This is a genomic window from Mycobacterium sp. PS03-16 (genome assembly GCF_004570325.1).
In the GTDB taxonomy this organism is placed as follows: domain Bacteria; phylum Actinomycetota; class Actinomycetes; order Mycobacteriales; family Mycobacteriaceae; genus Mycobacterium.
Genome location: NZ_SPQO01000014.1, coordinates 13804 through 39411, shown reverse-complemented (window position 1 = coordinate 39411; position 25608 = coordinate 13804). Strand labels below are relative to the sequence as shown.

At 69.8% G+C, this 25608-nt stretch carries 26 protein-coding genes; 2 read left to right on the top strand and 24 right to left on the bottom strand.

The annotated features are described in order from the left end of the window. The first annotated feature begins 35 nt into the window (after positions 1–35). Positions 36–776 (top strand): SDR family oxidoreductase, encoded by a 741-nt coding sequence (locus E4P42_RS13855; RefSeq protein WP_135126650.1) that lies wholly within the window; start codon positions 36–38, stop codon positions 774–776. Positions 777–798: 22 nt separating this feature from the next. Here E4P42_RS13855 and nuoN read toward each other — a convergent pair whose 3' ends face one another. From nuoN to E4P42_RS13775, 16 genes are all read right to left on the bottom strand, one after another. After that, positions 799–2385, bottom strand: coding sequence for an NADH-quinone oxidoreductase subunit NuoN (nuoN, locus tag E4P42_RS13850; protein WP_167759485.1), 1587 nt, complete (start codon positions 2383–2385; stop codon positions 799–801). Beyond that, positions 2385–3962: an NADH-quinone oxidoreductase subunit M gene (locus E4P42_RS13845; RefSeq protein ID WP_135126649.1), complete on the bottom strand. Its 1578-nt coding sequence runs from the start codon at positions 3960–3962 to the stop codon at positions 2385–2387. Before E4P42_RS13845 ends, nuoN begins: the two co-directional genes overlap by 1 nt. Then, positions 3956–5836, bottom strand: coding sequence for an NADH-quinone oxidoreductase subunit L (nuoL, locus tag E4P42_RS13840; RefSeq protein ID WP_135126648.1), 1881 nt, complete (start codon positions 5834–5836; stop codon positions 3956–3958). Before nuoL ends, E4P42_RS13845 begins: the two co-directional genes overlap by 7 nt. A gap of 39 nt (positions 5837–5875) precedes the next feature. Then, the gene (gene nuoK, locus E4P42_RS13835; RefSeq protein ID WP_135126647.1) at positions 5876–6175 is read right to left on the bottom strand and encodes an NADH-quinone oxidoreductase subunit NuoK; all 300 of its coding nucleotides are present in this window, start codon (positions 6173–6175) and stop codon (positions 5876–5878) included. Continuing rightward, a complete protein-coding gene (locus tag E4P42_RS13830) occupies positions 6172–6948 on the bottom strand; it encodes an NADH-quinone oxidoreductase subunit J (RefSeq protein ID WP_245234023.1) in 777 nt (258 codons plus the stop codon). Before E4P42_RS13830 ends, nuoK begins: the two co-directional genes overlap by 4 nt. Before the next feature lie 8 nt (positions 6949–6956). Next, on the bottom strand, positions 6957–7481 hold the full coding sequence (gene nuoI, locus E4P42_RS13825) for an NADH-quinone oxidoreductase subunit NuoI (RefSeq protein WP_135126645.1): 525 nt from the start codon (positions 7479–7481) through the stop codon (positions 6957–6959). Further along, a complete protein-coding gene (gene nuoH, locus E4P42_RS13820; RefSeq protein ID WP_135126644.1) occupies positions 7474–8712 on the bottom strand; it encodes an NADH-quinone oxidoreductase subunit NuoH in 1239 nt (412 codons plus the stop codon). Before nuoH ends, nuoI begins: the two co-directional genes overlap by 8 nt. Continuing rightward, positions 8709–11093, bottom strand: coding sequence for an NADH-quinone oxidoreductase subunit G (locus tag E4P42_RS13815; protein ID WP_135126643.1), 2385 nt, complete (start codon positions 11091–11093; stop codon positions 8709–8711). Before E4P42_RS13815 ends, nuoH begins: the two co-directional genes overlap by 4 nt. Then, positions 11094–12410, bottom strand: coding sequence for an NADH-quinone oxidoreductase subunit NuoF (gene nuoF / locus E4P42_RS13810; RefSeq protein ID WP_135126642.1), 1317 nt, complete (start codon positions 12408–12410; stop codon positions 11094–11096). After that, positions 12407–13243: an NADH-quinone oxidoreductase subunit NuoE gene (gene nuoE / locus E4P42_RS13805; RefSeq protein ID WP_209305773.1), complete on the bottom strand. Its 837-nt coding sequence runs from the start codon at positions 13241–13243 to the stop codon at positions 12407–12409. The genes nuoF and nuoE overlap by 4 nt, the downstream gene beginning before the upstream one ends. Positions 13244–13271: 28 nt before the next feature. After that, a complete protein-coding gene (nuoD, locus tag E4P42_RS13800; protein ID WP_135126640.1) occupies positions 13272–14582 on the bottom strand; it encodes an NADH dehydrogenase (quinone) subunit D in 1311 nt (436 codons plus the stop codon). Then, the gene (locus tag E4P42_RS13795) at positions 14582–15208 is read right to left on the bottom strand and encodes an NADH-quinone oxidoreductase subunit C (RefSeq protein WP_135126733.1); all 627 of its coding nucleotides are present in this window, start codon (positions 15206–15208) and stop codon (positions 14582–14584) included. The genes nuoD and E4P42_RS13795 overlap by 1 nt, the downstream gene beginning before the upstream one ends. Positions 15209–15282: 74 nt before the next feature. Then, entirely contained in the window at positions 15283–15837 is a 555-nt protein-coding gene (locus E4P42_RS13790; RefSeq protein WP_135126639.1) for an NADH-quinone oxidoreductase subunit B family protein, read from the bottom strand. Beyond that, positions 15828–16208, bottom strand: a complete 381-nt coding sequence (locus tag E4P42_RS13785; RefSeq protein ID WP_135126638.1) for an NADH-quinone oxidoreductase subunit A — start codon at positions 16206–16208, stop codon at positions 15828–15830. Before E4P42_RS13785 ends, E4P42_RS13790 begins: the two co-directional genes overlap by 10 nt. Before the next feature lie 192 nt (positions 16209–16400). Then, on the bottom strand, positions 16401–16802 hold the full coding sequence (locus E4P42_RS13780; protein WP_135126637.1) for a response regulator transcription factor: 402 nt from the start codon (positions 16800–16802) through the stop codon (positions 16401–16403). A 56-nt stretch (positions 16803–16858) separates the two neighbouring features. Then, entirely contained in the window at positions 16859–17239 is a 381-nt protein-coding gene (locus E4P42_RS13775; protein ID WP_245234013.1) for a nuclear transport factor 2 family protein, read from the bottom strand. A 61-nt stretch (positions 17240–17300) separates the two neighbouring features. Between E4P42_RS13775 and E4P42_RS13770 the strand changes: the two genes are divergently transcribed. Beyond that, positions 17301–17933 carry a class I SAM-dependent methyltransferase gene (locus tag E4P42_RS13770; protein WP_135126635.1) on the top strand — a complete coding sequence of 211 codons (633 nt, stop codon included), beginning with the start codon at positions 17301–17303 and terminating at the stop codon, positions 17931–17933. A 12-nt stretch (positions 17934–17945) separates the two neighbouring features. Here E4P42_RS13770 and E4P42_RS27425 read toward each other — a convergent pair whose 3' ends face one another. Genes E4P42_RS27425 through E4P42_RS13730 form a run of 8 tightly spaced genes read right to left on the bottom strand, consistent with a single transcriptional unit; the run spans position 17946 to position 25558 of the window. Beyond that, positions 17946–18296: a DUF6285 domain-containing protein gene (locus E4P42_RS27425; protein WP_135126634.1), complete on the bottom strand. Its 351-nt coding sequence runs from the start codon at positions 18294–18296 to the stop codon at positions 17946–17948. Continuing rightward, the gene (locus E4P42_RS13760) at positions 18293–19252 is read right to left on the bottom strand and encodes a phosphotransferase family protein (protein ID WP_135126633.1); all 960 of its coding nucleotides are present in this window, start codon (positions 19250–19252) and stop codon (positions 18293–18295) included. Before E4P42_RS13760 ends, E4P42_RS27425 begins: the two co-directional genes overlap by 4 nt. Then, entirely contained in the window at positions 19249–20496 is a 1248-nt protein-coding gene (locus E4P42_RS13755; RefSeq protein WP_135126632.1) for an acyl-CoA dehydrogenase family protein, read from the bottom strand. Before E4P42_RS13755 ends, E4P42_RS13760 begins: the two co-directional genes overlap by 4 nt. 20 nt (positions 20497–20516) lie before the next feature. Further along, positions 20517–21131: a TetR/AcrR family transcriptional regulator gene (locus E4P42_RS13750; protein ID WP_135126631.1), complete on the bottom strand. Its 615-nt coding sequence runs from the start codon at positions 21129–21131 to the stop codon at positions 20517–20519. Next, the gene (locus tag E4P42_RS13745; RefSeq protein ID WP_135126630.1) at positions 21107–22036 is read right to left on the bottom strand and encodes a hydroxymethylglutaryl-CoA lyase; all 930 of its coding nucleotides are present in this window, start codon (positions 22034–22036) and stop codon (positions 21107–21109) included. The genes E4P42_RS13750 and E4P42_RS13745 overlap by 25 nt, the downstream gene beginning before the upstream one ends. Then, positions 22033–23232, bottom strand: coding sequence for a CaiB/BaiF CoA-transferase family protein (locus E4P42_RS13740; protein WP_135126629.1), 1200 nt, complete (start codon positions 23230–23232; stop codon positions 22033–22035). The genes E4P42_RS13745 and E4P42_RS13740 overlap by 4 nt, the downstream gene beginning before the upstream one ends. Beyond that, positions 23232–24419 (bottom strand): alpha/beta fold hydrolase, encoded by a 1188-nt coding sequence (locus tag E4P42_RS13735; protein WP_135126628.1) that lies wholly within the window; start codon positions 24417–24419, stop codon positions 23232–23234. The genes E4P42_RS13740 and E4P42_RS13735 overlap by 1 nt, the downstream gene beginning before the upstream one ends. Continuing rightward, positions 24416–25558, bottom strand: a complete 1143-nt coding sequence (locus E4P42_RS13730; protein WP_135126627.1) for a homogentisate 1,2-dioxygenase — start codon at positions 25556–25558, stop codon at positions 24416–24418. The genes E4P42_RS13735 and E4P42_RS13730 overlap by 4 nt, the downstream gene beginning before the upstream one ends. Positions 25559–25608 lie beyond the last annotated feature (50 nt).

The following is a 25608-nucleotide window of genomic DNA, read 5'->3' as shown; positions in this document are numbered from 1 at the left end:
GGCACCGGTCCGACGCGCGGGCAACTGTGGGAATCATGAACGTGAACGCCGGCGTCGCCCTTGTCACTGGTGGCAACAGGGGAATCGGATACCACATCGTCAGCCAGCTCGCGGAGCGCGGAAACCACGTCTACCTCGCCGCGCGAGACGTCAGCCGCGGCCGGGCAGCCGCCGGTGTCCTGACCGAGCAGGGACTCGACGTTGAGTTCCTCCGGCTCGACGTCACCGATCCGGCATCCGTTTCCGCGGCTGCCGAGCACGTCGACCGCGCCACCGGACGGCTCGACATCCTCGTCAACAACGCCGCCATCACCAGCGGACTCGACCCCGCATCGGCGATGACCGTCGACGATCTACGCCGCACGTTCGACACCAACGTCTTCGGGGTGGCCGCGGTGACCAACACGTTCCTCCCTCTGCTGCGCAGGTCGAGCTCCCCGCGCATCGTGAACGTCTCGAGCGCGATGGGGTCGATCGCGCTGATCGCCGACCCCGACGTCGAGGTGACGAAGCTGAACCAGGCCGCCTATCAGACCTCCAAGGCGGCGTTGAACGCGCTGACCGTGCTGTACGCCAATGAGCTGCGGGCCGACAACGTCAAGGTCAATGCCGTCTGCCCGGGCTACCGCGCCACCGAACTCAACGGGGGACTGCCCACCCCGGGGGCCGGTGACCCGGCCGAGGGCGCCAAGGTGGCGGTCGCCATGGCCACGATCGGCGACGACGGCCCCACTGCTCAGTTCCGCGGCGACACGGGCGCCGTCTACCCGTGGTGAGGCGCGAGGTCCCGTCGCCTGGCTAGCCCGCGAAGAGGTCGGCGCTGTTGGCCAGGTCCAGCAGCGGCTGCGGCAGCGCGCCCAGTGCGAGCGTCACCGCGGCGGTGACCGTCACCGCCGCCGTCGTCAGCCCACTGGGCACCATCACCTGCGGCGCGTCGGCCGGCGGCTCGGTGAAGAACATCAGCACGATCACCCGCACGTAGAAGTAGGCGGCGATGGCACTGGCGATCACGCCGACCACCACCAGCGGAATCGCCCCACCCTCACCGGCGGCCTTGAACACCGCGAACTTGCTGACGAACCCGCTGGTCAGCGGAATCCCGGCGAAAGCCAGCAGAAACAGCGAAAACACCGCGCCCACGAGCGGATTGCGCCGACCCAGGCCCGCCCAGCGCGCCATCGCCGTGTCCTCCTGACCGTCGGCGTCGCGGACCAGACTGACCACCGCGAACGCGCCGACGGTGCTGAACCCGTAGGCGAACAGGTAGAACAGGGTCGAGGACAGCCCGGGCCGGTTCTCGGCGATCACGCCGGTGAGGATGAACCCGGAGTGTGCGACCGCCGAATACGCCAGCATGCGTTTGACGTCGGTCTGGGTCACCGCGGTCACGGTGCCGATGACCATCGTCAGGATCGCGATCACCCACAGCACCGGCCGCCAATCGGCCCGCAGTTCGGGCAGCGCCACGTAGAAGATGCGCAGCATCGCGCCGAATGCCGCGATCTTGGTGGCGGCAGCCATGAACGCCGTCACCGGCGTGGGCGCGCCCTGGTAGACGTCGGGGATCCAGGAGTGGAACGGCACCGCCCCCACCTTGAACAGCACCCCGACCAGCAGCAGGCCCGTCCCGATCAGCGCCAGCGACGTCTTGCCGGATCCGTCGGCCACCGCGGCGGCGACGCCACGCAGGTCGAGGGTGCCGGCATAGCCGTAGAGCATCGCGACGCCGTAGAGGAAGAACGCCGACGAGAACGCGCCCAGCAGGAAGTACTTCAGCGCCGCCTCCTGCGAGAGCAGACGCCGGCGCCGGGCCAGGCCGCACAGCAGGTACAGCGGCAGGGACAGCACTTCGAGCGCGATGAACATGGTGAGCAGGTCGTCGGCGGCCGGGAACAGCAGCATCCCGCCGACCGCGAACATCGTCAGCGGGAACACCTCGGTCTGCATAGCGCCCGCCCGGGTGGCCACCTGTTCGGCGACGCTGCCCGGCACCACCGACGCCTGCGGTGTGAACCCGTCCATCCCCCTTGCGGCGGAACGCGCATCGGCGGGGGCGTCGGCGGCCACCGGGATTCGGCGCTCGGCGATCAGCAGGAGGCCCAGCACCGCGACCAGCAGGATGGTGCCCTGCAGGAACAGGGCGGGCCGGTCGATCATCACCGAGCCCATCACCGCGGGCCTACCGATCTCACCGGACATTGCGCGCGCCACCAGCGCCACCGCGACCAGCGCGGCCGCCGACCCGGCCAGCGCCAGCGTGACCTGGATGCGGTACCGAATCGCGCGCGGCGCCAACGCCTCGACCAGCACGCCCGCGATGGCCACGCCCAGCACGATGAGCATCGGGGACAGCAGACCGTATTCGACGTTCGGGGTGGGGATCATCAGCGGCTCCCTTCGGCCAGACCGGGTGCCGGGTCGCGCTGGTCGATGGTGGTCAACGTGTGGCCGACGGCCGGATCGATGACGTCGAGCGCCGGCTTCGGGTACACGCCGAGGACCAGCAGCAGCGCGATCAGCGGAGCCACCACGGCGAGTTCGCGGGGCAGCAGGTCGCGCAGCCGCTCGTTGCCGTCGGTGACGGGCCCGGTCATCATCCGCTGGTACATCCACAGCACGTACACCGCGGAGAGCACCAGCGCGGTCGCCGCGAGCACGGCGAGCACCGGGTAGCGGGTGTATGTGCCGATCAGCACCAGGAATTCACTGATGAACGGCGCCAACCCGGGCAGCGACAGCGTCGCGAGACCGGCGACGAGGAACGTGCCGGCCAGCACCGGCGCGACCTTCTGCACCCCACCGTAGGACGCGATCAGCCGAGATCCACGGCGCGACACCAGGAATCCGGCGATCAGGAACAGCGCGGCGGTCGAGATGCCGTGGTTGACCATGTACAGCGCCGACCCGGACTGTCCCTGGCTGGTCATCACGAAAATGCCGAGGATGATGAACCCGAAGTGCGAGATCGACGTGTAGGCGATCAGCCGCATGACGTCGGTCTGCCCGATCGCCACCACGGCCCCGTAGACGATGCCCACCACCGCCAGCGTGATGATGACCGGCCGGAACAGCGTGGCCGCGTCGGGGAACAGCTGCAGGCAGTAGCGCAGCATGCCGAATGTGCCGACCTTGTCCATGATCGCCATCATCAGCACCGCACTGGCCGGGGTGGCCTCGACCGCGGCGTCGGGCAGCCAGCGGTGCAGCGGCCACAGCGGCGCCTTGACCGCGAACGCGAACATGAAGCCGAGGAACATCATGTTGAGCACGGCCGGGTTGACCGCGAACTCGCCGGCCGAGACCGCCGCGACGATCGCGCGGAAGTCGAACGTGCCGCCACCCCCTGAAGCACTGAAGGCGTCGCTGCCCGCGGTGGTGACGTACAGCCCGATGACGGCGGCGAGCATGATCAGGCCGCCGAACAGGTTGTACAGCAGGAACTTCACCGCCGCCTTCGACGAGGCCGCCCGGTCGGCGCCGAACCCGCCGATGAGGAAGTACATCGGGATCAGCATCGCCTCGAAGAACACGTAGAACAGCAGCACGTCGAGGGCCACCAGCGACATGAACACCATGCCCTCGACGACCAATGTCAGCGCCAGGTAGGTGTGCACCGACCGGCCCTGCGGTGCGGCGTCGGCGTCGTTCCAGCCGGCCACGATGAGCAGCGGTACCAACACGGCGGTCAGCACGATCAACGCCAGCGCGATGCCGTCGACGCCGAGGATGTAGCCGGTGCCGAACGACGGGATCCAGCGGCGGTTCTCGACGAACTGGTACTGCTCACCGCCGGGGTCGAAGCCGACGGTGATCACCGCGGTGACGGCGAGCGCGACCAGCGACACCGCCAGCGCCACCCACTTGGCCGGCACCCGGCCCGACGCGGGGATCAGCATCACCACACCGGCGCCGACGATTGGCGCCGCCCACAGGATGCTCAGCCACGGCACCGTGCTCACCACAGGTTCACCGCCAGGATCGCCGCGACCACCAGTGCCGCGCCACCGAGCATCTCCAGCGCGTAGGACCTCGCGAATCCGGTCTGCATGCGCCGCAAGCCTCCTGACGCCCCGGACACCAGCGCCGCCAGTCCCGTGGCGGCGCCGTCGACCGCGCGGTCGTCCACGGTGATCAGGGTGGAGGTCAGCGCCCGGCCGGGCCGCATGAACACCCGTTCGTTGAGGGCGTCACCGTAGAGGTCGCGGCGCGCGGCGACCGTGAGCGCCGACCCGCCCGGCACTTCGGTGGGCACCTCGCGGCGGGCGTACATGCGGTAGGCGATCGCGACGCCGACCGCGACGACGGACAGGATGAGCACGGTGGCGACCACCACCGGCACGGCGTGCGCCTCCTCGTGGGCACCGACGACCGGTTCCAGCCAGTGCGACAGCGTGCCGCCGATCGCCAGCAGCCCGCCCGAGGCGACCGAGCCGACGGCCAGCACGATCATCGGCGCCGTCATCACCGCCGGCGCCTCATGCGGATGAGCAGTGGAGTCCCAACGCTTTTCACCGAAGAACGTCATCAGCATCACCCGGGTCATATAGAACGCGGTGATGCCGGCGCCGAGAATCGCCGCGCCGCCGAGGATCCAGCCGCGCACGCCGCCCGCGTTGAGCGCCGCCTCGATGATGCCGTCCTTGGAGAAGAACCCGGCCAGCGGCGGGATGCCGATGATCGCCAGGTAGCCGAGCCCGAAGGTGGCGAACGTGATCGGCAGTGCCTTGCGCAAGCCGCCGTAGCGGCGCATGTTCACCTCGTCGTTCATCGCGTGCATCACCGAACCGGCGCCCAGGAACAGGCCGGCTTTGAAGAATCCATGGGTGAGCAGGTGCATGATCGCGAACGCGTACCCGGCGGGTCCGAGCCCGGCCGCGAGCACCATGTAGCCGATCTGGCTCATGGTCGACGCGGCGAGCGCCTTCTTGATGTCGTCCTTGGCGCAACCGATGATCGCGCCGAACAGCAGCGTCACCGTGCCCACCACGACGACCCCGAGCTGCGCGGTCGGGGCGAGGTCGAATACGGGGCCCGACCGCACGATCAGGTACACACCGGCGGTGACCATCGTCGCGGCGTGGATCAGCGCCGACACCGGCGTCGGGCCCTCCATCGCGTCGCCCAGCCAGGACTGCAGCGGCACCTGCGCGGACTTACCGCATGCGCCGAGCAGCAGCAGCAGGCCGATCGCGGTCAGCGTGCCCTCGCCGAGTTGCGGTGCGGCGCCGAACACCCCGGCGAACGACACCGAGCCCACGGTGGCGAACATGATCATCAGCGCGATCGCCAGGCCCATGTCGCCGACGCGGTTGACGATGAACGCCTTCTTCGCCGCGGTGGCCGCCGACGGCTTGTGCGACCAGAACCCGATCAGCAGGTAGGACGCCAGGCCGACACCCTCCCAGCCGACGTAGAGGCCGAGGTAGTTGTCGGCCAGCACCAGCAGCAGCATCGCGGCCAGGAACAGGTTGAGGTAGGCGAAAAACCGTCTGCGGCCGGGGTCGTGGGCCATGTAGCCGATCGAGTAGATGTGGATCAGCGAGCCCACACCGGTGATCAGCAGCACGAAACACATCGACAGCTGGTCGAGTTGCAGGCCGAAGTCGACCCGCAGCTCACCGACCGGCACCCAGGAGAACAGGGTCTCGTGGACGGCCCGCTCCTCGGCGGGACGGCCCAGCATGCCGGCGAACAGCACCGCGCCGACGGCGAACGACGCCACCGCCGCGGCGGTGCCCAGCAGGTGCCCCCACCGGTCGGAGCGCCGCCCGGCCAGCAGCAGGATCACCGCGCCCGCCAGCGGCAGCGCGATCAGCAACCACACCGGAATCGTCATCGCGGCCTCAGTGCATTCTCTTCTTCGCGCAAGCGCTCATCAGTGCCTCAGGAGGCTGGCGTCGTCCACCGAGGCCGACCGGCGGGTGCGGTAGATGGTCATGATGATGGCCAAACCGATCACCACTTCGCACGCGGCGACCACCATGGTGAAGAACGCGACCACCTGACCGTCGAGGTGCCCGTGCATGCGGGAGAACGCCACGAACGCGAGATTGCAGGCGTTGAGCATCAGCTCGACGCACATGAACATCACGATGGCGTTGCGGCGCAGCAGGACTCCGGCGGCGCCGATGCTGAACAGCAACGCGGACAGGTAGAGGTAGTTGTCGGGGTTCACCGCTGACCGTTCCTCCCGTTCCCGTTGGCGTCACTGTTCCCGTTCGCCGTCACGTCCCGCGCCTGCAGGATGGCGCTGACCGACAGCTCCGAGGCGCGGCCGTCGGGCAGCCGCGCGGCGACATCGACGGCGTTGTGCCGGGCGTACACACCGGGGTTCGGCATCGGCGTCGGGTGGCCGGTCCCGCTGAACCGTTCGACCGCCAGCTCACGCTGGGTCTTGCGCCGGTCGAAGCGTTCCCGGTGCGCGAGCACCATGGCCCCGAGTGCGGCGGTGATCAGCAGCGCGCCGGTGAGTTCGAAAGCCCACAGGTACCGGGTGAAGATCAACACCGCGAGCCCTTCGACGTTGCCGCCGCTGTTCGCCTCGGGTAGTCCCGTGAAACCCCCGGTGGACACCGTGCCGATGCCCGCGATCAGCAGCACACCGAACCCGGTGCCCGCCACGATCGCGGCGACGCGTTGTCCACGCAGCGTTTCGACCAGCGACTCCGAGGAGTCCACCCCGATCAGCATGAGCACGAACAGGAACAGCATCATCACCGCGCCGGTGTAGACCACCACCTGCACCACGCCGAGGAACAAGGCCTCCTGCGCGATGTAGAGCATGGCCAGCACGATCATGGTGGCGGCCAGAGAGATCGCCGAGTACACCGCCTTCGGCGCGGCGACCACGCCGACCGCCCCGAGTAGCGCGATCGCCCCGAGCGCGTAGAACACGACGGCTTCAGTGGTCGAGGTGCGCGCCGCGCCCTCGGCGGCGAGCAGGAACAGGTGGGGGGTCACCGGGCGTCCTCGGCGACCGGGCCGACCCGGCCGAGGTAGTAGTCGTCGTCGCTGGCGCCCGGCGCCATCGGATGCGGCGGGGCGAGCATGCCCTCACGCAGCGGTGCGAGAAGCTTGTCCTTGCCCCAGATCAGATCGGCGCGGTTGTCGTCGGCCATCTCGTATTCGTTGGTCATGGTCAGCGCCCGGGTCGGGCACGCCTCGATGCACAGACCACAGCCGATGCACCGCAGGTAGTTGATCTGGTAGACGCGACCGTAACGCTCACCGGGGGAGAACCGTTCATCCTCGGTGTTGTCCGCGCCCTCGACGTAGATCGCGTCGGCGGGGCACGCCCACGCGCACAGCTCGCAGCCGATGCACTTCTCCAACCCGTCCGGGTAGCGGTTGAGTTGATGCCGGCCGTGATAGCGCGGAGCCACGGGCCCGGGCTTCTCCGGATACTCCTCGGTGATCGGCTTCTTGAACATGGTGCCGAACGTCACCGCGAAACCGGCGACGGCGTCCCACAACTTAGGCATCCGTGGTCTCCCTCGGGGTGTCGGCGGCGCGCCCGGGCAGCGGTGGCACCGGGAACGCACTGGTGCCGTCGGACGGTGATGCGGCCTGCTGTGGGCGGTAGCGCAGGGTGCGCCACAGCGCGGCGGCCAGCAGCAGCGTGGCGACGGTCCCGGCGATGAGCAGACCGGTCGCCCACGCGCCGGAACCGTGCACGCGCAGGCTGTGCGCGGTCGCGACGACCATGATCCAGGCCAGCGAGACGGGGATCAGCACTTTCCAGCCCAGCGCCATGAACTGGTCGTAGCGCAGCCGCGGCAAAGTGCCGCGCAGCCAGATGTAGAGGAACAGGAACGCCCACACCTTCGCGGTGAACCACAGCAGCGGCCACCACCCGGTATTGGCGCCGTCCCAGATGCTGATCGGCCACGGCGCGTGCCAGCCGCCGAGGAACATCGTGGTGGCCAGCGCGGAGACCGTCGTCATGTTCACGTACTCGGCGAGCATGAACATCGCGAACTTCAGCGACGAGTACTCGGTGTGGAATCCGCCGACCAGTTCGCCCTCGGCCTCGGGCAGGTCGAAGGGCGCGCGGTTGGTCTCACCCACCATCGCGGTGAGGTACACCAGGAACGACGGCACGAGCAGGAAGATGTACCAGGTGCGGTCCTGGGCGGCCACGATGCCCGAGGTGGACATCGTGCCGGCGTAGAGGAACACCGTGGCGAACGACAGCGCCATCGCGATCTCGTAGGACACCACCTGCGCGCTCGACCGCAGGCCGCCCAGCAGGGGATAGGTGGATCCGGACGCCCAGCCGGCGAGCACGATGCCGTACACGCCGATCGAGGTGACGGCGAGGATGTAGAGCACCGCGACCGCGAGGTCGGTGAGTTGCAGTGCGGTGCGGTGGCCGAACACCGACACCGCGCCGCCCATCGGGATCACGGCGAACGCCAGGAACGCCGGGATCACCGAGATCACCGGCGCCAGCAGGTAGATCGGCTTGTCGACGCCGGCCGGGGTGATGCCCTCCTTGAGCGCGAGTTTGATGCCGTCGGCCAGCGACTGCAGCAGGCCCTTGGGTCCGACCCGGTTGGGGCCGAACCGCATCTGCATGCGGCCCAGCACCTTTCGCTCGATGAGGATCGCCGTCAGCACCGTGAGCACCAGAAACACGAAAATCCCGACGGCCTTGGCCAGGATGAGCCACCACGGGTCATGGCCGAACAGGGTCGGATCCGGATGGGTCATGCCTCGGCCCGCCCGACCATCACGGTGGCTCCGACGGTGACCGCGAGCGAGCGGTGCACCTGCGAGCCGGGCGAGTTGAGCGGCAGCCAGACCACACCGTCGGGCATGTCGGTGACCGACAGCGGCACCGTGATGCGGCCCCGTTCGGTGCTCACGGCGACCAGATCGCCGTCGGCGACGCCGATCTCGCCGGCGGTCGCCGCCGACAGGCGGGCCACGGCGGGGCGCGCGGTGCCCGCGAGGTGGGGTTCACCGTCCTGCAACCGGCCGGCGTCGAGCAGCAGGCGCCAGCCGGCGAGCACGGCTTGTCCCGGACCCGGTGGGGCCGCCGGCGCGGCGTCGACGTCGAGGTCCGGGCGGGGTCCGTCCCAGAGGCCGAGGCGGGCGAGTTCCTCCCCGGCAGCCTGCGGCGTCGGCAACCCGAGGTCCACACCCATCTCGTCGGCCAGGAAATTCAGCACGCGCAGATCGGGTATCGCGTTGCTGGACAACGCCGGTCCGAACGGGCGCAGCCGGCCTTCCCAGTCGAGGAACGATCCCGCCTTCTCGGCCACCGGCGCCACCGGGAACACCACGTCGGCCGCCCGGGTGACCTCGCTGTCGCGCAGCTCGAGGCTGACCACGAACGGCGTCGCGTCCAGGGCGGCGCGGGCGGCGTGCGGGTCGGGCAGGTCGGCGAGTTCGACACCGCCCATGACCAGCGCGCCGACCGCGCCCCGGCGTGCGGCATCGAGGATCGCTGCGGTGTCACGGCCCGGTGCGTCGGGCAGGGCGTCGGTGTTCCAGGCCGCCGCGATCTGCGTGCGGGCGGTGCCGTCGCCGACCGGCCGGCCGCCGGGCAGCAGCGTCGGCAGCGCCCCGGCTTCCACCGCGCCGCGCTCACCGGCCCGTCGCGGGATCCACGCCAGACGCGCACCGGTGGCGGCCGCCAATCGTGCCGCCGCGGTCAGTGCGCCGGGGGACGTGGCCAGCCGCTCCCCGGCCAGAACGATCGCGCCGGGCATCCGCAGGAGGTCCTCGCCGGCCAGGCCGTCGAGGGCGGCGGCCTCCCCGCCGGGCCGGGCGGCGATGAGCCGGCCGGCCAGCTTGGCCAGGCCGCCGCTCACGAACGGCGCGATGGCGAGCACCTGCAGACCGCGGTTGCGCGCGGCCTTGCGCAGCCGCAGGAACACGATCGGCGATTCCTCCTCGGGTTCGAACCCGGCCAGCAGCACGGCGGGCGCGTTCTCGAGGTCGGTGTAGGTGACGGCCATCGGTCGGCCGGCGACGTGCGCGGCGAGGAAGTCGGCCTCCTCGGCGCTGTGCGGCCGCACCCGGAAGTCCACGTCGTTGGTGCCGAGCACCAGCCGCGCGAACTTCGCGTAGGCATAGGCGTCCTCGACGGTGGCGCGCCCGCCGACCACCACCCCGGCCCGCTCGGCGGCGGCCAGTCCGGCGGCCGCGGTGGCCAGCGCCTCCGACCACGACGCCGGCCGCAGCGCACCGTCGTCACCGCGCACGAGTGGTGTGGTGAGGCGATCGCCGACGCCGGCATAGGTGAAGGCCCACCGGCCCTTGTCGCAGTTCCACTCCTCGTTGACCTGCGGATCGTCACCGGCCAGGCGCCGCAGCACCTTGCCGCGCCGGTGGTCGGTGCGTTGCGCGCACCCCGACGCGCAGTGCTCGCACACGCTCGGACTGGACACCAGGTCGAACGGCCGCGCGCGGAAGCGGTAGGCGGCGCCCGTGAGCGCGCCGACCGGGCAAATCTGCACGGTGTTCCCGGAGAAGTAGGACTGGAACGGCTCGCCGGGTGCGATGCCGACCTGTTGCAGGGCACCACGTTCCAGCAGTTCGATGAACGGGTCACCGGCGATCTGCTGCGAGAACCTGGTGCAGCGGGCGCAGAGCACGCAGCGCTCCCGGTCCAGCAGCACCTGCGCGCTGATGTTGATCGGCTTCGGGAAGGTCCGTTTGACGTCGGTGAAGCGGGTCTCGGCACGCCCGTTGGACATCGCCTGGTTCTGCAGCGGACACTCGCCGCCCTTGTCGCAGACCGGGCAGTCCAGCGGATGGTTGATCAGCAGCAGCTCCATCACCCCGCGCTGCGCCTTGTCGGCGGCCTCGGAGCTGAACTGCGTGCGCACGACCATGTCCGGGCTGACTGTGGTGGTGCACGACGCCATCGGTTTGCGCTGACCCTCCACCTCGACCAGGCACTGGCGGCACGCGCCGACCGGGTCGAGCAGCGGGTGGTCGCAGAACCGGGGGATCTGAATGCCCATCAGCTCCGCGGCGCGGATCACCAGCGTGCCCTTCGGCACGCTGACCGCGACACCGTCGATGGTGAGCTCCACCATCTCCACCGGCGGCGCCTGGCTCGAAGGCTCGGTGACCGTCACTTACACCCCCACCTCCTGTCCGGCCATCAGCGTGGACGCGTGCGGATCGAACGGGCAGCCGCCGTCGAGGTGGGCGAGGTACTCGTCGCGGAAGTACTTGATCGACGAGATGATCGGGCTGGCCGCCCCGTCACCCAGCGCACAGAACGACTTGCCCAGGATCGCGTCGGAGATGTCGAGCAGCTTGTCGAGATCGGCCTCCGACGCACCACCGGTCTCGAGCCGCGCGTAGATCTGCGCCAGCCAGTACGTGCCCTCCCGGCAGGGCGTGCACTTCCCGCACGATTCGTGGGCGTAGAACTGCGTCCAGCGCCGCACCGCCCGCACCACACACGTGGTCTCGTCGAAGATCTGCAGCGCCTTGGTGCCCAGCATCGAACCGACCGACGCCATGCCCTCGTAATCCAGTGGGACGTCGAGGTGTCCCCCGGTGAGCAGCGGCGTCGACGACCCGCCCGGCGTCCAGAACTTCAGCATGTGACCGGCGCGCACCCCGCCGGCGTAGTCGAGCAGTTCGCGCAGCGTGATGCCCAGCGGCGCCTCGTACTGGCCCGGCCGGGTGACGTGCCCGGACAGCGAGTACAGCGTGAAGCCGGGGGACTTCTCCGAACCCATGGACCGGAACCAGTCGATGCCGCGCAGCAGGATCGGGGGCACGCTGGCGATCGACTCGACGTTGTTGACCACCGTCGGGGACGCGTAGAGGCCGGCGACGGCCGGGAACGGGGGCCGTAGCCGCGGCTGGCCGCGGCGGCCCTCCAGCGAGTCGAGCAGCGCGGTCTCCTCGCCACAGATGTAGGCGCCCGCACCGGCGTGCACGATCAGGTCGAGATCGAAGCCCGACCCGCGGATGTCGGTGCCGAGGTAGCCGGCATCGTAGGCCTCGGCCACCGCGGCCTGCAGGCGCCGCAGCACCGGCACCACCTCGCCGCGCACGTAGATGAACGCGTGGTGCGCGCGGATCGCGTAGGCGGCGATGATCGCGCCCTCGACCAGAAAGTGCGGCGTTGTCAACAGCAGCGGGATGTCCTTGCATGTCCCGGGTTCGGACTCGTCGGCGTTGATCACCAGGTAGTGCGGTTTGGCGCCCGCCCCGGTATCGCCCTGCGGAATGAACGACCACTTCGTGCCCGTGGGGAACCCGGCCCCGCCGCGGCCGCGCAGGCCGGAGTCCTTGACGGTGGCGATCACCTCGTCGGGGTCCATCGTGAGCGCCCGCTCCAACGCCCGGTAGCCGTCGTGGCGGCGGTAGGTGTCGAGCGTCCACGGCTGCGGTTCGTCCCAGAACCGGCTCAGCACCGGTGTCAGCGCGGTCATGAGGCCGACCCGTTCGTTCTCGGCCCATCCGACTCCGGGGCGGGAGCGGGTTCGTCCCTGGTCGAGTCGGCCGCCTCGGTGAGCTCCGGATCCGGCGGTGTGGCCGTGGCGTCGGCCGCATCGGGAGCCGACATCCCGTTCGCGCGGGCCACCCGCAGGCCGGCCAGCGTGGCCTCCCCGGTGGGTCCGGGGTTGGTGACGGCTCGGGGATCGCCGAGCCCGGCCAGTGTCCTGGCGGTGTCGCGGAACGTGCCCAGCGGGGCGCCGCGGGTCGGGTCCGGTGGCTGGCCGGCGCGCAGGGCGTCGACCAGATCCCGGGCGGACACCGGTGTCTGGTTGTCGTAGAACTCCCAATTCACCATCACCACCGGGGCGTAGTCGCACGCCGCGTTGCACTCGATGTGTTCGAGCGTGACCCGTCCGTCGGCTGTGGTGTCGCCGGCGTGCACGCCGAGGTGGTCGGTCAGCGCGTCGAGGATCGCGTCGCCGCCCATGATCGCGCACAGCGTGTTGGTGCAGACGCCGACGAGGTAGTCCCCGGTGGGGGTGCGCCGGTACATCGAGTAGAACGTCGCGACGGCGGTCACCTCGGCGTCGGTCAACCCGAGATGCCTGGCGCAGAACGCGATCCCCGCCGAGGTGAGGCAGCCGTCCTCGGCCTGAACGAGGTGCAGCAGCGGCAGCAGCGCCGAGCGTGGCTGCGGATACCGGGCGATGATGCGGGCGGCGTCGGGGTCCAGGCGCGCCGCCACCTCGGGCGGGTAGGACGCGGAACCGCCGATCGGCGGGCCTGATTCGTCGGGCCGCTGACCGAGATTGAGGAATACCGTCACAAGCCGACCTTCTTCGCGCAAGCGCTCATCAGCGGTCCACCCCACCCATGACCGGATCGATCGACGCCACCGCCGAGATCGCGTCGGCGACCATGCCGCCTTCGCACATCGCCGCCACCGCCTGCAGATTCGTGAACGACGGATCGCGGTAGTGCACGCGGTAGGGGCGGGTGCCGCCGTCGGAGACCATGTGCACACCCAATTCGCCGCGCGGCGATTCGACGGCGACGTAGACCTGCCCCGCCGGCACGCGGATGCCCTCGGTGACCAGTTTGAAGTGGTGGATCAGGCCTTCCATCGAATGCCCCATGATGCGGGCGATGTGTTCGGGGGAGTTGCCCAGCCCGTCCGGTCCGAGTTTCAGATCGGCGGGCCACGCCAGTTTGCGGTCGTCGATCATCACCGGGCCCGGCTTGAGCTTGTCCAGGCACTGCTCGACGATCTTGAGGGATTCGCGCATCTCTTTTACACGGATGAGGTAGCGCCCGTAGGCGTCGCAACCGTCGTCGGTGATCACGTCGAACTCGTAATCCTCGTAGCCGCAGTACGGTTGGGCACGGCGCAGGTCGTGGGGCAGCCCGGTGGAGCGCAGCACCGGGCCCGTGATCCCCAGCGCCATACAGCCGGCCAGATCGAGGTAGCCGATGCCCTGGGTGCGCGCCTTCCAGATGTAGTTCTCGTTGAGCAGGTTCTCCAGGTCGCGCAGCCGCCCGGGCAGCAGACCGAGCAGGTCTCGGATGCGGGGCACCGCATCGTCGGGCAGGTCGGCCGCCAGCCCGCCCGGCCGGATGTAGGCGTGGTTCATCCGCAGCCCGGTGATCAACTCGAACACCGACAGGATCTGTTCGCGTTCGCGAAAGCCGTAGAACATCGCGCTCATCGCGCCGAGTTCCATCCCACCGGTGGCCAGCGCCACCAGATGCGAGGAGATGCGGTTGAGTTCCATCATCATCACGCGGATCACGTTGGTGCGCGCGGGGATGTCGTCGGTGACGCCGAGCAGCTTCTCCACGCCCAGGCAGTAGGCGGTCTCGTTGAAGAACGGCGACAGGTAGTCCATCCGGGTGACGAACGTGACGCCCTGGGTCCAGTTGCGGTACTCCAGGTTCTTCTCGATCCCCGTGTGCAGATAGCCGATACCGCACCGCACTTCGGTGACGGTCTCGCCCTCGATCTCGAGGATCAGCCGCAGCACCCCGTGCGTCGACGGATGCTGCGGGCCCATGTTCACGACGATGCGCTCGCCGGCCTGGGCGGCTTCGGCGGCCGCGACCACCTGATCCCAGTCGTCGCCGCCGACGACGACCACCCGTTCGGGCGGTGTGACCGAAGCGCTCATCAGTTGTACGCCCTCCGCTCGTCGGGCGGCGGAATCTGCGCCCCGTGGTATTCGACGGGGACCCCGCCCAGCGGATAGTCCTTGCGCTGCGGGTGGCCCACCCAGTCGTCGGGCATCTCGATGCGGGTCAGCGCGGGGTGGCCGTCGAAGATCATCCCGAAGAAGTCGTAGGTCTCCCGCTCATGCCAGTCGGTGGTGGGATACACCGCGAACAGCGACGGGAGGTGCGGATCGCCGTCGGGTACGGCCACTTCCAGCCGGATGCGCCGGTTGTGGGTGATCGACATCAACGGGTACACCGCGTGCAGTTCGCGGCCCGCGTCGCCGGGATAGTGCACGCCGCTGACACCGAGGCACAGCTCGAACCGCAGCGCCGCGTCGTCGCGCAGTGTCCGTGCCACGACGGGCAGTTGGCTGCGTTCGACCTCGAGGGTGAGTTCGTCGCGGTGGACCACGACACGCTCGATGGACGCGTCGTAGCCGTCGGCGCCCAGCGCGGCGGCCAGCGCGTCGACGACGTCGTCGAAGTAGCCACCGTAGGGCCGGGGCGAACTCCCGGGCAGCGCCACCGGCCGGATCAGCCGCCCATAGCCCGACGTGTCGCCCGTGCCCCGCGCGCCGAACATGCCGCGCCGAACGTCGATGACCTCGGAATCGTTCGGGCCCACGGCGGGACCCGACGTGGCGTCGTGGGAACCCGTCACCGCAACAGACCCTTCAACTCGATGGTCGGTGTCACCGCGAGCGCGGCCTGTTCGGCCTCGCGCACCGCCTCGTCGCGGTTGACGCCGAGCGGCATCTGCTGAATCTTCTCGTGCAGCTTGAGGATCGCGTGCAGCAGCATCTCCGGCCGCGGCGGGCAGCCCGGCAGGTAGATGTCCACCGGGACGACGTGGTCGACGCCCTGCACGATCGCGTAGTTGTTGAACATCCCGCCCGACGACGCGCAAACCCCCATGGCGAGCACCCATTTCGGCTCCGCCATCTGGTCGTAGATCTGGCGCAGCACCGGCGCCATCTTCTGGCTCACCCGGCCCGCGACGATCATCAGATCGGCCTGCCGGGGGGTTGCGGAGAACCGTTCCATCCCGAAGCGCGAGATGTCGAAGCGCGGTCCCGCGGTCGCCATCATCTCGATTGCACAGCACGCCAGCCCGAACGTCGCCGGCCACAGCGACCCGGCGCGGACATACCCTGCCACCTTCTCGACCGTCGACAGCAGGATGCCGCCGGGCAGCCGTTCCTCTAGTCCCAATTGAGCCCTCCCCGGCGCCACACGTACGCGTAGGCCACGAACACGGTGAGCATGAACAGCAGCATCTCCACCAACGCGAACAGGCCGAGGCTGTCGAACGCCACCGCCCACGGGTAGAGGAAGACGATCTCGATGTCGAAGACGATGAACAACATCGCGGTCAGGTAGTACTTGATCGGGAACCGCTGCACGGTGGCGGCGCGCGTCCCGCCGTCACCCCCCGCGGCGAGCGGTTCGATCCCGCACTCGTAGGCCTCGAGTTTGGCACGGTTGTACCGGGTGGGGCCGATGACGACAGCGATCACCACCGAAACCACCGCGAACACCGCGGCGATGGCGCCGAGCACCAGGATCGGTGTGTACAGGTCCATACCGGCCGAACGCTCCCTCGAGGCTGACGATGTGAGCTGACCCACAGCCTAGCCACATTTGCGATCTGCGCCACACATTCGGATAGGATCGGCGAGTGTGGCGGCAGGTGCCGTCGGCGACGTCAGCCATGCGCCAACGGCGCAGAGCACCAGGGGATTTGACCGGTCGACTACCGGGACAGCACGGGGCGGCTACTGGGCGGTCAGGCGCAGCAGCGAGACCACGGCCTCACCGAGCCGGATCGGGTCGATCGGATGCGGTACGGCGGCTTCCGCGCGCGACCAGCTGGCCAGCCAGGCGTCGTCCGGGCGGCCGGTGAGCACCAGGATCGGCGGCGCGCCCGTCACCTCGTCCTTGATCTGCTTGGCGACGCCCATCCCACCCGCCGGCGTCGCCTCCCCGTCGAGGATCGCGAGGTCGAAGCCGCCCTCATCGAGTTGCTTGAGCACCATGGGTGCGGTGGCGACGTCCAGGTAGGTCAGCTCGGGCAACTCCGGGTGCACCCGCGTGCCCAGCGCCAGCCGCACCGCCTCACGCGTCCGCGGGTTGTCGCTGTAGACGAGGATCCGCAGCGGTCGGGACGCCGAAGCCATGGGCCGATGCTACTGGTTGCGGCCGCGCACACGGCGCAGTCACGGAAAGCGTCTGATCATGTCCGGTCCAGCAGTGGGGCCAGGTCGGTGGTGTCGAAGTACTCGTCGATCCGGGTGATCAGCCCGTCCTCGCCGACCATGATCACGATGCAGACGCGCATGGCGACCACCTCGCCGCCGGTGCCGGTGGCGTGCAGGATGTGCTGCTGGACGAAGCCGCCGTCGAAGAACCGGCGGTCGAGCACCTCGTAGCGGCGCTCGACGGTGCGGCCGACGAACCATCCGATCACCCGCAACGCCCGGGCGCGTTCGTTGTCGCGGCGGTCACCGGAGTGCCAGACCCGCACGTCGGGCGCCCACAGCGCCTCGACGGCGGCGATGTCACTGTCCGCGATCGCCGCGAACAACCGGTCCGCCACCTCCTCAACGGCTGCCACCGCGAACCTCCTTCCTGTGCCGGCTTGACCTCGAGCGCACTTGAGGTACGAGACTGCCGCCATGCCCGAGACGACACCTTCCCTGACCCGGTTCGATGACATCTACGCCGGCGGCGCCGCCCCCTGGGTGATCGGCGAACCGCAACCCGCGATCGTCGAACTGGAACGCTCCGGCGGCATCAGCGGCGCGGTGCTCGACGCCGGCTGCGGCGCCGGGGAGCACACCATCCTGCTGGCGACGCTCGGCTACGACGTCGTCGGCGTCGACTTCGCGCCCCGTGCCGTCGAGCTGGCCCGCCGCAACGCCGCCGACCGGGGCGTCGCCGCCCGCTTCGAGGTCGCCGACGCGCTTGCCCTCGACGGTCCACCGCGCTACGACACCGTCGTCGACAGTGCGTTGTTCCACGTCTTCGACGCCGGCGACCGGGCGCGCTACGTCGCGGGACTGGGCCGTGTGTGCCGGTCGGGCGGGACCGTCCACGTGCTGGCCCTCTCCGATGCCGGGCATGGCTTCGGCCCGCAGGTCAGCCAGGTCGACATCCGCACCGCGTTCACCGACGGTTGGCAGGTCGAGGCGCTGGAGACCACCACCTACCGCGGCGTGGTGGGGCCGGCGCACACCGACGCGCTCGGGCTGCCCGTCGGCGCGCGTGTCGACGAGCCGGCGTATCTGGCCCGGATCCGGCGGCGCTGAGCTGGGCATCGCTCACTCGGCCCGGTCGTAGCCGGGATGGGCGACCGCCAGCCGGTGTCCCACCAGCGCCCGCAACCCGGTGAGCAGATCGTCGGCGCGGTCGTCGAGGTCGCCGGCGCGGATCGCCGCGACCAGCGCCGCCTCGTCGGGGTAGCCGAGGCCGGTCAGCGACGCGACGGCGTCGGCGGCGGTGGCGTCGCGCAGTTCCCGCTCGACGGTGCGCAGCACGTTCGCGGCCACCCGCGCGTGGAAGTTCACCTGGCCCTCGGTCGCCGCCCGCACGTCGTGGTCGATGAAGTCGGCGACCGCTGCGACCAGTTCGGCGGCGGTCGGCCTGCCGTAGAGCCACTGCGGTCCGCTCATCGTGGTCCCTTCCCCTCGAGCAGGTCGAGCAGATCCCATTCGGTCTCGCAGACGCGCCGCCCGATCGCGGCGAGCTCCACCGACGGCGTCTGCCCGCTGAGGTGGCGTTCGGCCTGGAACCGGCAGATGACGCCCCAGCGCAGCGTCGCGACGATCAGCCACCACCGGAACGCCGCGCGGTCCACGGCGGTGCCGCTCGCGTCCTCGTAGGCGGTCAGGAATTCCTCGACACCACCCAGCCCGCCCGCACCGAGCCGTTCGGGGGCGCCGAACCGCCACGCCCGGATGCAGAACCAGGCCAGATCCTCGTAGACCTCACCGATGTGGACGAGCTCCCAGTCCAGCACCGCGGCCAGCCCGCCGTCGTCGACGATCAGGTTGCCCATCCGGAAGTCGCCGTGCACCAACCGGTGCGGCGAGGGGTCGGGCCGGTGGGCGGCCAGCCACCGGAACGCCCACTCGAATGTCGCGATGGTGTCGCCCATCTCGCCGAGGCGGTCGCGCCACTCGGTGAGCTGATCGGTCTCGGTCAGCCCGATGCCGTGGGGTTCGGCACGGTGGATCGCGGCCAACGCCTGCGCGCACTGTTCGAGCAACCGTCGGCGGCGGTCGTCGTCGAGCGTGCGGTAGATGCGCCGCACGATCGTCTCGCCACCGATCGCCTCACAGATCAGATACGGTTTGCCCAGCGGGGCAACGGAATTGTCGGCGGTCACGATGTGCGGCACGGGGGCGCCGGCGGCTGCGGCGCGCTGCTGGGCCCGCGCCTCGAGCTCCATGCCTGCGTGGACCTCGTCATCGGGTCCGGTGCGCAGGATCAGGGCCTGCCTGCTGTCGGGTGTGACCGCGTCGAACGCCCACGTGGTGCGGCTGGCGCCGCCGGTCAGCGTGACCAGGTTCTCGACCGTGACCGTGCCCAGTACCGGTTCGAGGACCGCTTCGAGCTGATCCCTCACTTGCGCCCGAACCCGAACAGCCGCTGGGCGACCCGGCGGATCTGGATCTCCTCGGCCCCCTCGGTGATCCGGTAGCGCCGGTGGTGCCGGTAGATGTGCTCGAACGGTTCGTGGCGGCTGTAGCCGACGCCGCCGTGCACCTGCATCGCTCGGTCGGCGGCCTCGCACACCAGGCGGTTGGCCCGGTAATTGGCCATCGACACCTTGTCCGAGACCTCCATGTGGTGGTTGCGGTCCAGTTCGGACGCGGCGTAACGCACCAGCAGCCGCACCATCTGCGCCTCGGTCTGCAACTCGACGAGCGGCCACTGCACCGCCTGGTTGACCGCCAGCGGCTTGCCGAACACCGTGCGCCGCCCGGCGTAGTCGACGGCGCGGTCGATGCAGTGCTGGGCGGCGCCCAGGCTGCTGGCGGCCTGGCGGATCCGGTTCTCGTGCAGGAACGTCTGCCCCACTTCCAGGCCCCGGTCGACCTCGCCGAGCACGGCGTCCTCCGGCACCCGAACGTCCTGCAGCACCACCTCCCCGTGATCGGTGGGCATGTTGAAGGTCCACCAGTAGTACGGGACCGTGAAGCCCGGGGTATTGGTGGGCACCAGGAACGCGGTGATGCCGCGCGCTTGGCCGGGTTCCCCGGAGGTCCGGGCGAAGATCAGGTCGTGAGTTGCGCGGTGCACCCCGGTGTTCCAGCGTTTGGTGCCGTTGATGACCCAGCCCCCATCTCCTGAGCCGTCGCGCACCGCCCGGGTCTCCAGCCAGGTGGCGTCGGAGCCGTGGTCGGGTTCGGTGAGCCCGAAGGCCATGGATCGCTGACCGGTGAGCATCGCCTCGATCCACTCGGCCTTCTGGGCCTCGGTGCCGAACCGGTCCATCATGATCACCTGGGGGAAATTCCCGACGATCGACGACTCGTCCTGCAGGTCGTTGTGCAGTCCGAGCCCCCTGTGCGCGAGGTGTTCCCGGATGACGGCCATGTCGAGGTTGCTGCCGTCGCGGCCGCCGAACTGCGACGGCAACCCGTAGCGCAGCCAGCCGGCCTTATCGGCCCGCCGACGCATCTCGTCGAGCAGATCCTCCCATTCGCGGCGGGGGATGCCCCCGTTCTCCCAGTCCGTGCGCGCGTGTTCCCGGCGGTGGTCGAAGTACTGGATGTGGTCGCGCTCGAGCGGCTTGATCTCCGCTTCGATGAACGCGTCCATCTCCTCGAGCAGCCCGGGCAGGTGGTCCGGGAGAGCGAAATCCACGGTGAGGTCTCCTTCGTCAGCTAGCGGCCGTAGAGCGTCTTCTGCCAGATCGTCGACAGCGTCCTGATGGCGTCGGCGTCGCTCATCGCCGGTTCGGGAGCCGGGGTCCCGACCATCACGACGGTGAAGTTCTCGAACAGCAGCGCAATCGCGGCGGCGATGTGCTCGGCGTCGAGGTCGGTGCCGAACCCCTGGTGCTGGGCGTGGCGCACCGACGCGGCGACGATGTCCATCCCGAAGCGGCGGAACTCGTTCTGCACGTTGGCGAACCGCTGCTTGGACGCGGCGAGTTGCGCCACGGCGATCATGATGCCGATGTTCTGCTTGAACATGTTCCAGTAGCCGGTCACCACGGTGGTGAAGTACTCGCCGTCGTCGGGCGACTCGGGCAGCGACACGGTCGCCGACGGCGCCACGATGTCGTGCAGGAACGATTCGGCCAGTGCGGCCAGCAGATCCTCTTTGTCGTCGAAGTAGCGGTAGAACACCGCCGTCGACTTTCCTGCCGCCGACGTGATGTCGGCCAGCGTGGTGCCGTGAAACCCCCGTTCGGCGAACAGCTTCCGGGCGGCCTGCTCGAGGGCCAGCCGGGTCTGGCGGCCCTTACTGCTCAGGCTCGTGGATTCCGGGGCCATGGCGGGTTCAGTCGGTCGCCGGCGCGCAGCAGCGCGCTCGGCAGGTCGTGCCCGACGACCGTGCGGGCGACCTCGGCGGCCGCGATCGCCGCCTGCAGGTCGACGCCGGTGTCGATGCCGCTGTCGCGCAGTAGGTACACCAGGTCCTCGGTGGCGATGTTGCCGCTGGCCCCCGGGGCGAACGGGCAGCCGCCCAGCCCGCCGACCGACGCGTCGAGCCGGGTCACGCCGCTGCACACCGCGGCGTACGCGCTGGCCAGTCCGGCGCCGCGGGTGTTGTGGAAATGCGCGCCCAGCGGGATGTCCCCGATCCGCGGGCGGACCGCGGCCACCAGGTCGCTGACCCGCCGGGGTGTCGCGGTGCCGATGGTGTCGGCGATCGCGATGCGGTCCGCGCCGAATCCGACGGCGGCATCGACGATGTCGAGCACCCGCTGCGCCGGGGTGGGGCCGTCGAACGGGCAGTCCCATGCCGTGGCGACGATGACCTCGACGGTGGCGCCGTTGTCGCGGGCGATCGCGGCGATCTCGGGGATCTGCGCGGCCGCCTCCGCCGACGAGCGGCCGACGTTGGCGCGGCTGTGCCCGTCGGCCGCCGACACCACGTACTCGATGGAGCGCAGTCCGGCGGCGAGAGCCCGCTTGGCCCCGTTGGGGCTGGCGACCAGCGCGGAGAACTCGACGTGGTCGAAACGCGCCAGTTCCGCGGCGAGTTCGGCGGCATCGGCCAGCGCGGGCACCTTCGACGGTGACACGAACGCGGTCGCCTCGACCTCGCGCACCCCCGTGGCGACGACGGCCTCGAGCAGGCGCACCTTGGCGGCCAACGGGATCGGCGCCTCGATCTGCAGACCGTCGCGCAGCGAGACCTCACGGATCGTGACCTCGCGCGGCAATTCGTTCACAGCACTCCCTCGGCGCGCAGATCGGTGAGCTCCTCGGGCGTCATACCGAGCAGCCCGGTGTACACCTCGTCGTTGTGCTGGCCGGGCCGGGCCGGCCCGGCATTGCGGATCGCGCCGGGGGACTCCGAGAGCAGCGGCACGATCCCCGGGCCCAGCACCGGCCGGTCGACCCGCTCGTCGTGGTGTTCGGCGATCATGCCGCGCGCCCGCAGTTGCGGATCCTCGACCACCTCGGCGACGGTGTTGATCGGCCCCGCGATCACCCCGGCCGCCGACAGAACGTCGATGATGTCGCCGGGCTGCCGGTCGGCGGCCCAGGCGCCGATGATCTTGTCCAGTTCGTCCTGGTTGCGCCCGCGCGCGACGTGCGTGGCGAACCGGTCGTCGGTGGCCAGCTCCGGCTGTCCCATCGCGGCGCACAAGCGGCGGAACACGGTGTCCTGGTTCGCCGCGATCACCACCCAGCTGCCGTCGGCGGACCGGTAGATGTTCGACGGGGCGATACCCTCGAGCCGGGTGCCCGACGGGCCGCGCACCACGCCGCCCACGTCGTAGTCGGGGATCGTCGACTCCTGCACGGCCAGACAGGATTCCGTGAGCGCGGTGTCGACCACCTGACCCTCGCCGGTGACGGTGCGCCGGTAGAGTGCCGCGAGCGCCCCCTGGGCGGCGAACATGCCGGCCAGGCTGTCACCCAGCGACAGCGCCAGCCGCGGGGGTGGGCCGCCGGGAAAGCCGTTGAGGTGGCGCAGCCCACTGGCCGCTTCGGCGACCGACGCGTATCCCGCGCGGTGCGCATCCGGGCCGGTCTGCCCGTATCCGGACACCCGGACCAGGATGATGCCCTTGTTGCGGGCGTGCAGTACGTCGTAGCCGAGGTGCCAGCGCTCCAGCGTGCCGGGCCGGAAGTTCTCGACGATGACGTCGGTGCGCTCGACGAGGTCGAGGAAGATCTCGCGGCCGCGCGGGGTGCGCATGTCCAGCGTGATCGCCTTCTTGTTGCGCGCGTGGACGGTCCAGAAGAAGTGGTGGCCGTCGACTTCGGCCTGCCCCCAGGTGCGCAGCGGGTCGGGTGCACCGGGGAGCTCGATCTTGAGCACCTCGGCGCCCATGTCGCCGAGCAGCCGACCGGCGAAGGGTCCGGAGATCAGCGTGCCGATCTCGATGACCCGAATACCGTCGAGCGCGCCTGTCATCACACCTCCGTGCCGAATCCGTGTCGGTGCAGCCAGTCGGTGCAGATGCCGACCGCCTCACGCAGGGTCTCACGTTGGTCGGGTCCGGAGTAGTAGTGGTTGGCCCCGGAGATCTCGTGCATCTCCTTGTCGGGGTGGCCGATCGCCTCGAACAGCCGCCGGGTGTGGCTCGGCGTGCAGGCGTCGTCGGCGAGGTTGCCGATCACCAGCGCGGGCACGGCGATGTCCGGACCCGCTTTGACCGCGTCACCGTTGGCGTCGTCGTAACTCCACTGCGACAGCCAGCTGCGCAGCGTGCAGAACCGGGCCAGCCCGACCGCGCTGTTGTTCACCACCTGCGGGTCACCCAGATAGCAGGTGCCGGGCGTACGTTCGTTCGGATCGACCGTCGGGTCGAGCCAGCGGGGGTCGGCCATGGTGCCGTGCACGACGAACGCGAATTCGTCATCCGGGCGGCCGCCGGCTCGCAGTTCGGCGAGTTTGTCCTTGACCCATGCGGTGATTCGGCGGTTGCGGTCGATCTGCGCCTGCCGGTAGCGCTTCAGGAACTCCGGCGTATACGGCGGCTGGTTCGGATTGTCGGGGTCGTAGAGGTCGAGGTCCGGATCGCGCTTCGTCGGGTCGGACTCGTCGAGGATCGACGCGTCGAGCCATTCGGTGAGCGTGCCGTGGCGGCTGATGTGCGCGGCCAGCAGCATGATCCCGTCGGCGGGGATCAGCCCGAGCGTGGTCAGATCCGGACCGTCACCCGACGGGCTGGCCGTGATCGTCGGGTGCTGCGCCTGCTGCTGATAGAACACCGACAGCGACCCACCGCCGCTCCACCCCGCGAGCACCACCTTCTGGTAGCCCAACCGGTGCTTGGCGTCCTTGACCGCCTCGCCGAGGTCCTCGACCACCTTCTCCATCAGCAGCGCGGAGTCGGTGCCGCGAAACCGGCTGTTGCAGTAGATGACATGGTGGCCGGCCTTGGCCAGCGCATTCATCATCGGCAGGTACGCACCGCCGCCGATCGGGTGCATGAACATCAGCACGGTGTCGCTCGGCTTGTTCCTCGGCCGCAGCAGATGGCTCTCCAGCACGACGAGTTCGGCGACGCCGCCGTAGACGTCGCGCACCGCGGAGGTGTTCTGGTAGGCGACGAGATAGGGGATACGGTCGTAGTCGTAGCGCACGGCGGTGGTCACGCGTGCTGCCCCAGATCGTTGGCCAGCACCGCGGGCGACGGGTTCAGCCGTCTGCGGGTGTCGACGGCGATCACCGACCAGTCCACCCGGTCGAACTCGTCGAACTTCCGCCGCGCCCGCTCGCGGGCCTTCTCCGGGGCGCCGTGGTGAACGCCCTGCGGGGCATGGGAGATCAACCCCGGCGGCATCGGAATGCCGTAGAGCGAGCCGCCGTGGAAGAACGCGATCTCGTCGTAGTCGACGTTGCGGTGATACCACGGCGTGCGCTCGGTGCCGGGGACGCCCTCGGCTGGTTTGGGCAGGAAGTTCATCACCGCGACACCGGTGGCCTGCATGAACAGGTGTGCCGTGGCGGGCAGGTGCACGCTGTCGGAGGTGATGACGTTGTAGTCGGCGATGTTGAAGGTGAACGGGAAGTTGTCGCCGCGCCAGCCTTCGACGTCGAGCGGGTGGTGTCGGTAGAACAGGCTGGTGGGGCCCCCGTCATGGAACAGCCGCACCTCGTACTCGCCGTCGACCTGCGGTCCGGCTCCGTCGTCGATCGGTTCCGGGTCGGGCACCGTGATCAGTGTCGGATCGAACGGGAACTGCCTGCCGAGCGGACCCGCCGGCGGCAGCCGGAAGTCCTCGGCCGCCTGCACCATCAGCCACATCGACTCGGCGTGATCGCTCCCCGGGTCGGCCCCCTGCCCCCGGGGATCGGGCACCTGCCGCCACGTGCACGCCTTCGGGATGTACACCCAGTCGCCCGGGCGGTACCGCATCGGGCCGAACTCCGTCTCGAGCAGACCGGAGCCGGTGTGCACGAACGACAGCAGGTCGCCGTCGACGTAGCGGGCGAAATACGGCATCGCCTCGGTGCGGCGGGACAACAGCACCTGGCAGTCGGGGTTGGAGAACATCAGCAGCGGCGCGCCCGCCGCGTCGGTCGCGTCGGCGGGTTTGAGTTGGTCGCCGAGGACGTCGAGCGGGCGCAACGGGCCGGCGGCGCGGAAGGCTGTCGGGTCGTTGCGCCGGTACAGGTTTGCGGTGCGCCCGGTGAACCCGCCGCGGCCGAGCTCGTCGTCTTTCTGGCCGTCGAGGTCGGCGTGCGGACGCCGCGGCGTCTTGCCTTTGTGCAGGTGGACGAACGATTCCATCGGGGTCTCCAGTGACATGCGACGGGCGGGCAGAGCCGGAACTGAAACTG

Bases quoted from the DNA above. Each gene is read 5' to 3' on its own strand.
- E4P42_RS13855 (WP_135126650.1), top strand. From the start codon at position 36: ATGAACGTGAACGCCGGCGTCGCCCTTGTCACTGGTGGCAACAGGGGA.
- nuoN (WP_167759485.1), bottom strand. From the start codon at position 2,385: ATGATCCCCACCCCGAACGTCGAATACGGTCTGCTGTCCCCGATGCTC.
- nuoL (WP_135126648.1), bottom strand. From the start codon at position 5,836: ATGACGATTCCGGTGTGGTTGCTGATCGCGCTGCCGCTGGCGGGCGCG.
- nuoI (WP_135126645.1), bottom strand. From the start codon at position 7,481: ATGCCTAAGTTGTGGGACGCCGTCGCCGGTTTCGCGGTGACGTTCGGC.
- nuoH (WP_135126644.1), bottom strand. From the start codon at position 8,712: ATGACCCATCCGGATCCGACCCTGTTCGGCCATGACCCGTGGTGGCTC.
- nuoF (WP_135126642.1), bottom strand. From the start codon at position 12,410: ATGACCGCGCTGACACCGGTGCTGAGCCGGTTCTGGGACGAACCGCAG.
- nuoD (WP_135126640.1), bottom strand. From the start codon at position 14,582: ATGAGCGCTTCGGTCACACCGCCCGAACGGGTGGTCGTCGTCGGCGGC.
- E4P42_RS13795 (WP_135126733.1), bottom strand. From the start codon at position 15,208: ATGTTCGGCGCGCGGGGCACGGGCGACACGTCGGGCTATGGGCGGCTG.
- E4P42_RS13785 (WP_135126638.1), bottom strand. From the start codon at position 16,208: ATGGACCTGTACACACCGATCCTGGTGCTCGGCGCCATCGCCGCGGTG.
- E4P42_RS13780 (WP_135126637.1), bottom strand. From the start codon at position 16,802: ATGGCTTCGGCGTCCCGACCGCTGCGGATCCTCGTCTACAGCGACAAC.
- E4P42_RS13770 (WP_135126635.1), top strand. From the start codon at position 17,301: ATGCCCGAGACGACACCTTCCCTGACCCGGTTCGATGACATCTACGCC.
- E4P42_RS27425 (WP_135126634.1), bottom strand. From the start codon at position 18,296: ATGAGCGGACCGCAGTGGCTCTACGGCAGGCCGACCGCCGCCGAACTG.
- E4P42_RS13750 (WP_135126631.1), bottom strand. From the start codon at position 21,131: ATGGCCCCGGAATCCACGAGCCTGAGCAGTAAGGGCCGCCAGACCCGG.
- E4P42_RS13740 (WP_135126629.1), bottom strand. From the start codon at position 23,232: ATGACAGGCGCGCTCGACGGTATTCGGGTCATCGAGATCGGCACGCTG.
- E4P42_RS13730 (WP_135126627.1), bottom strand. From the start codon at position 25,558: ATGGAATCGTTCGTCCACCTGCACAAAGGCAAGACGCCGCGGCGTCCG.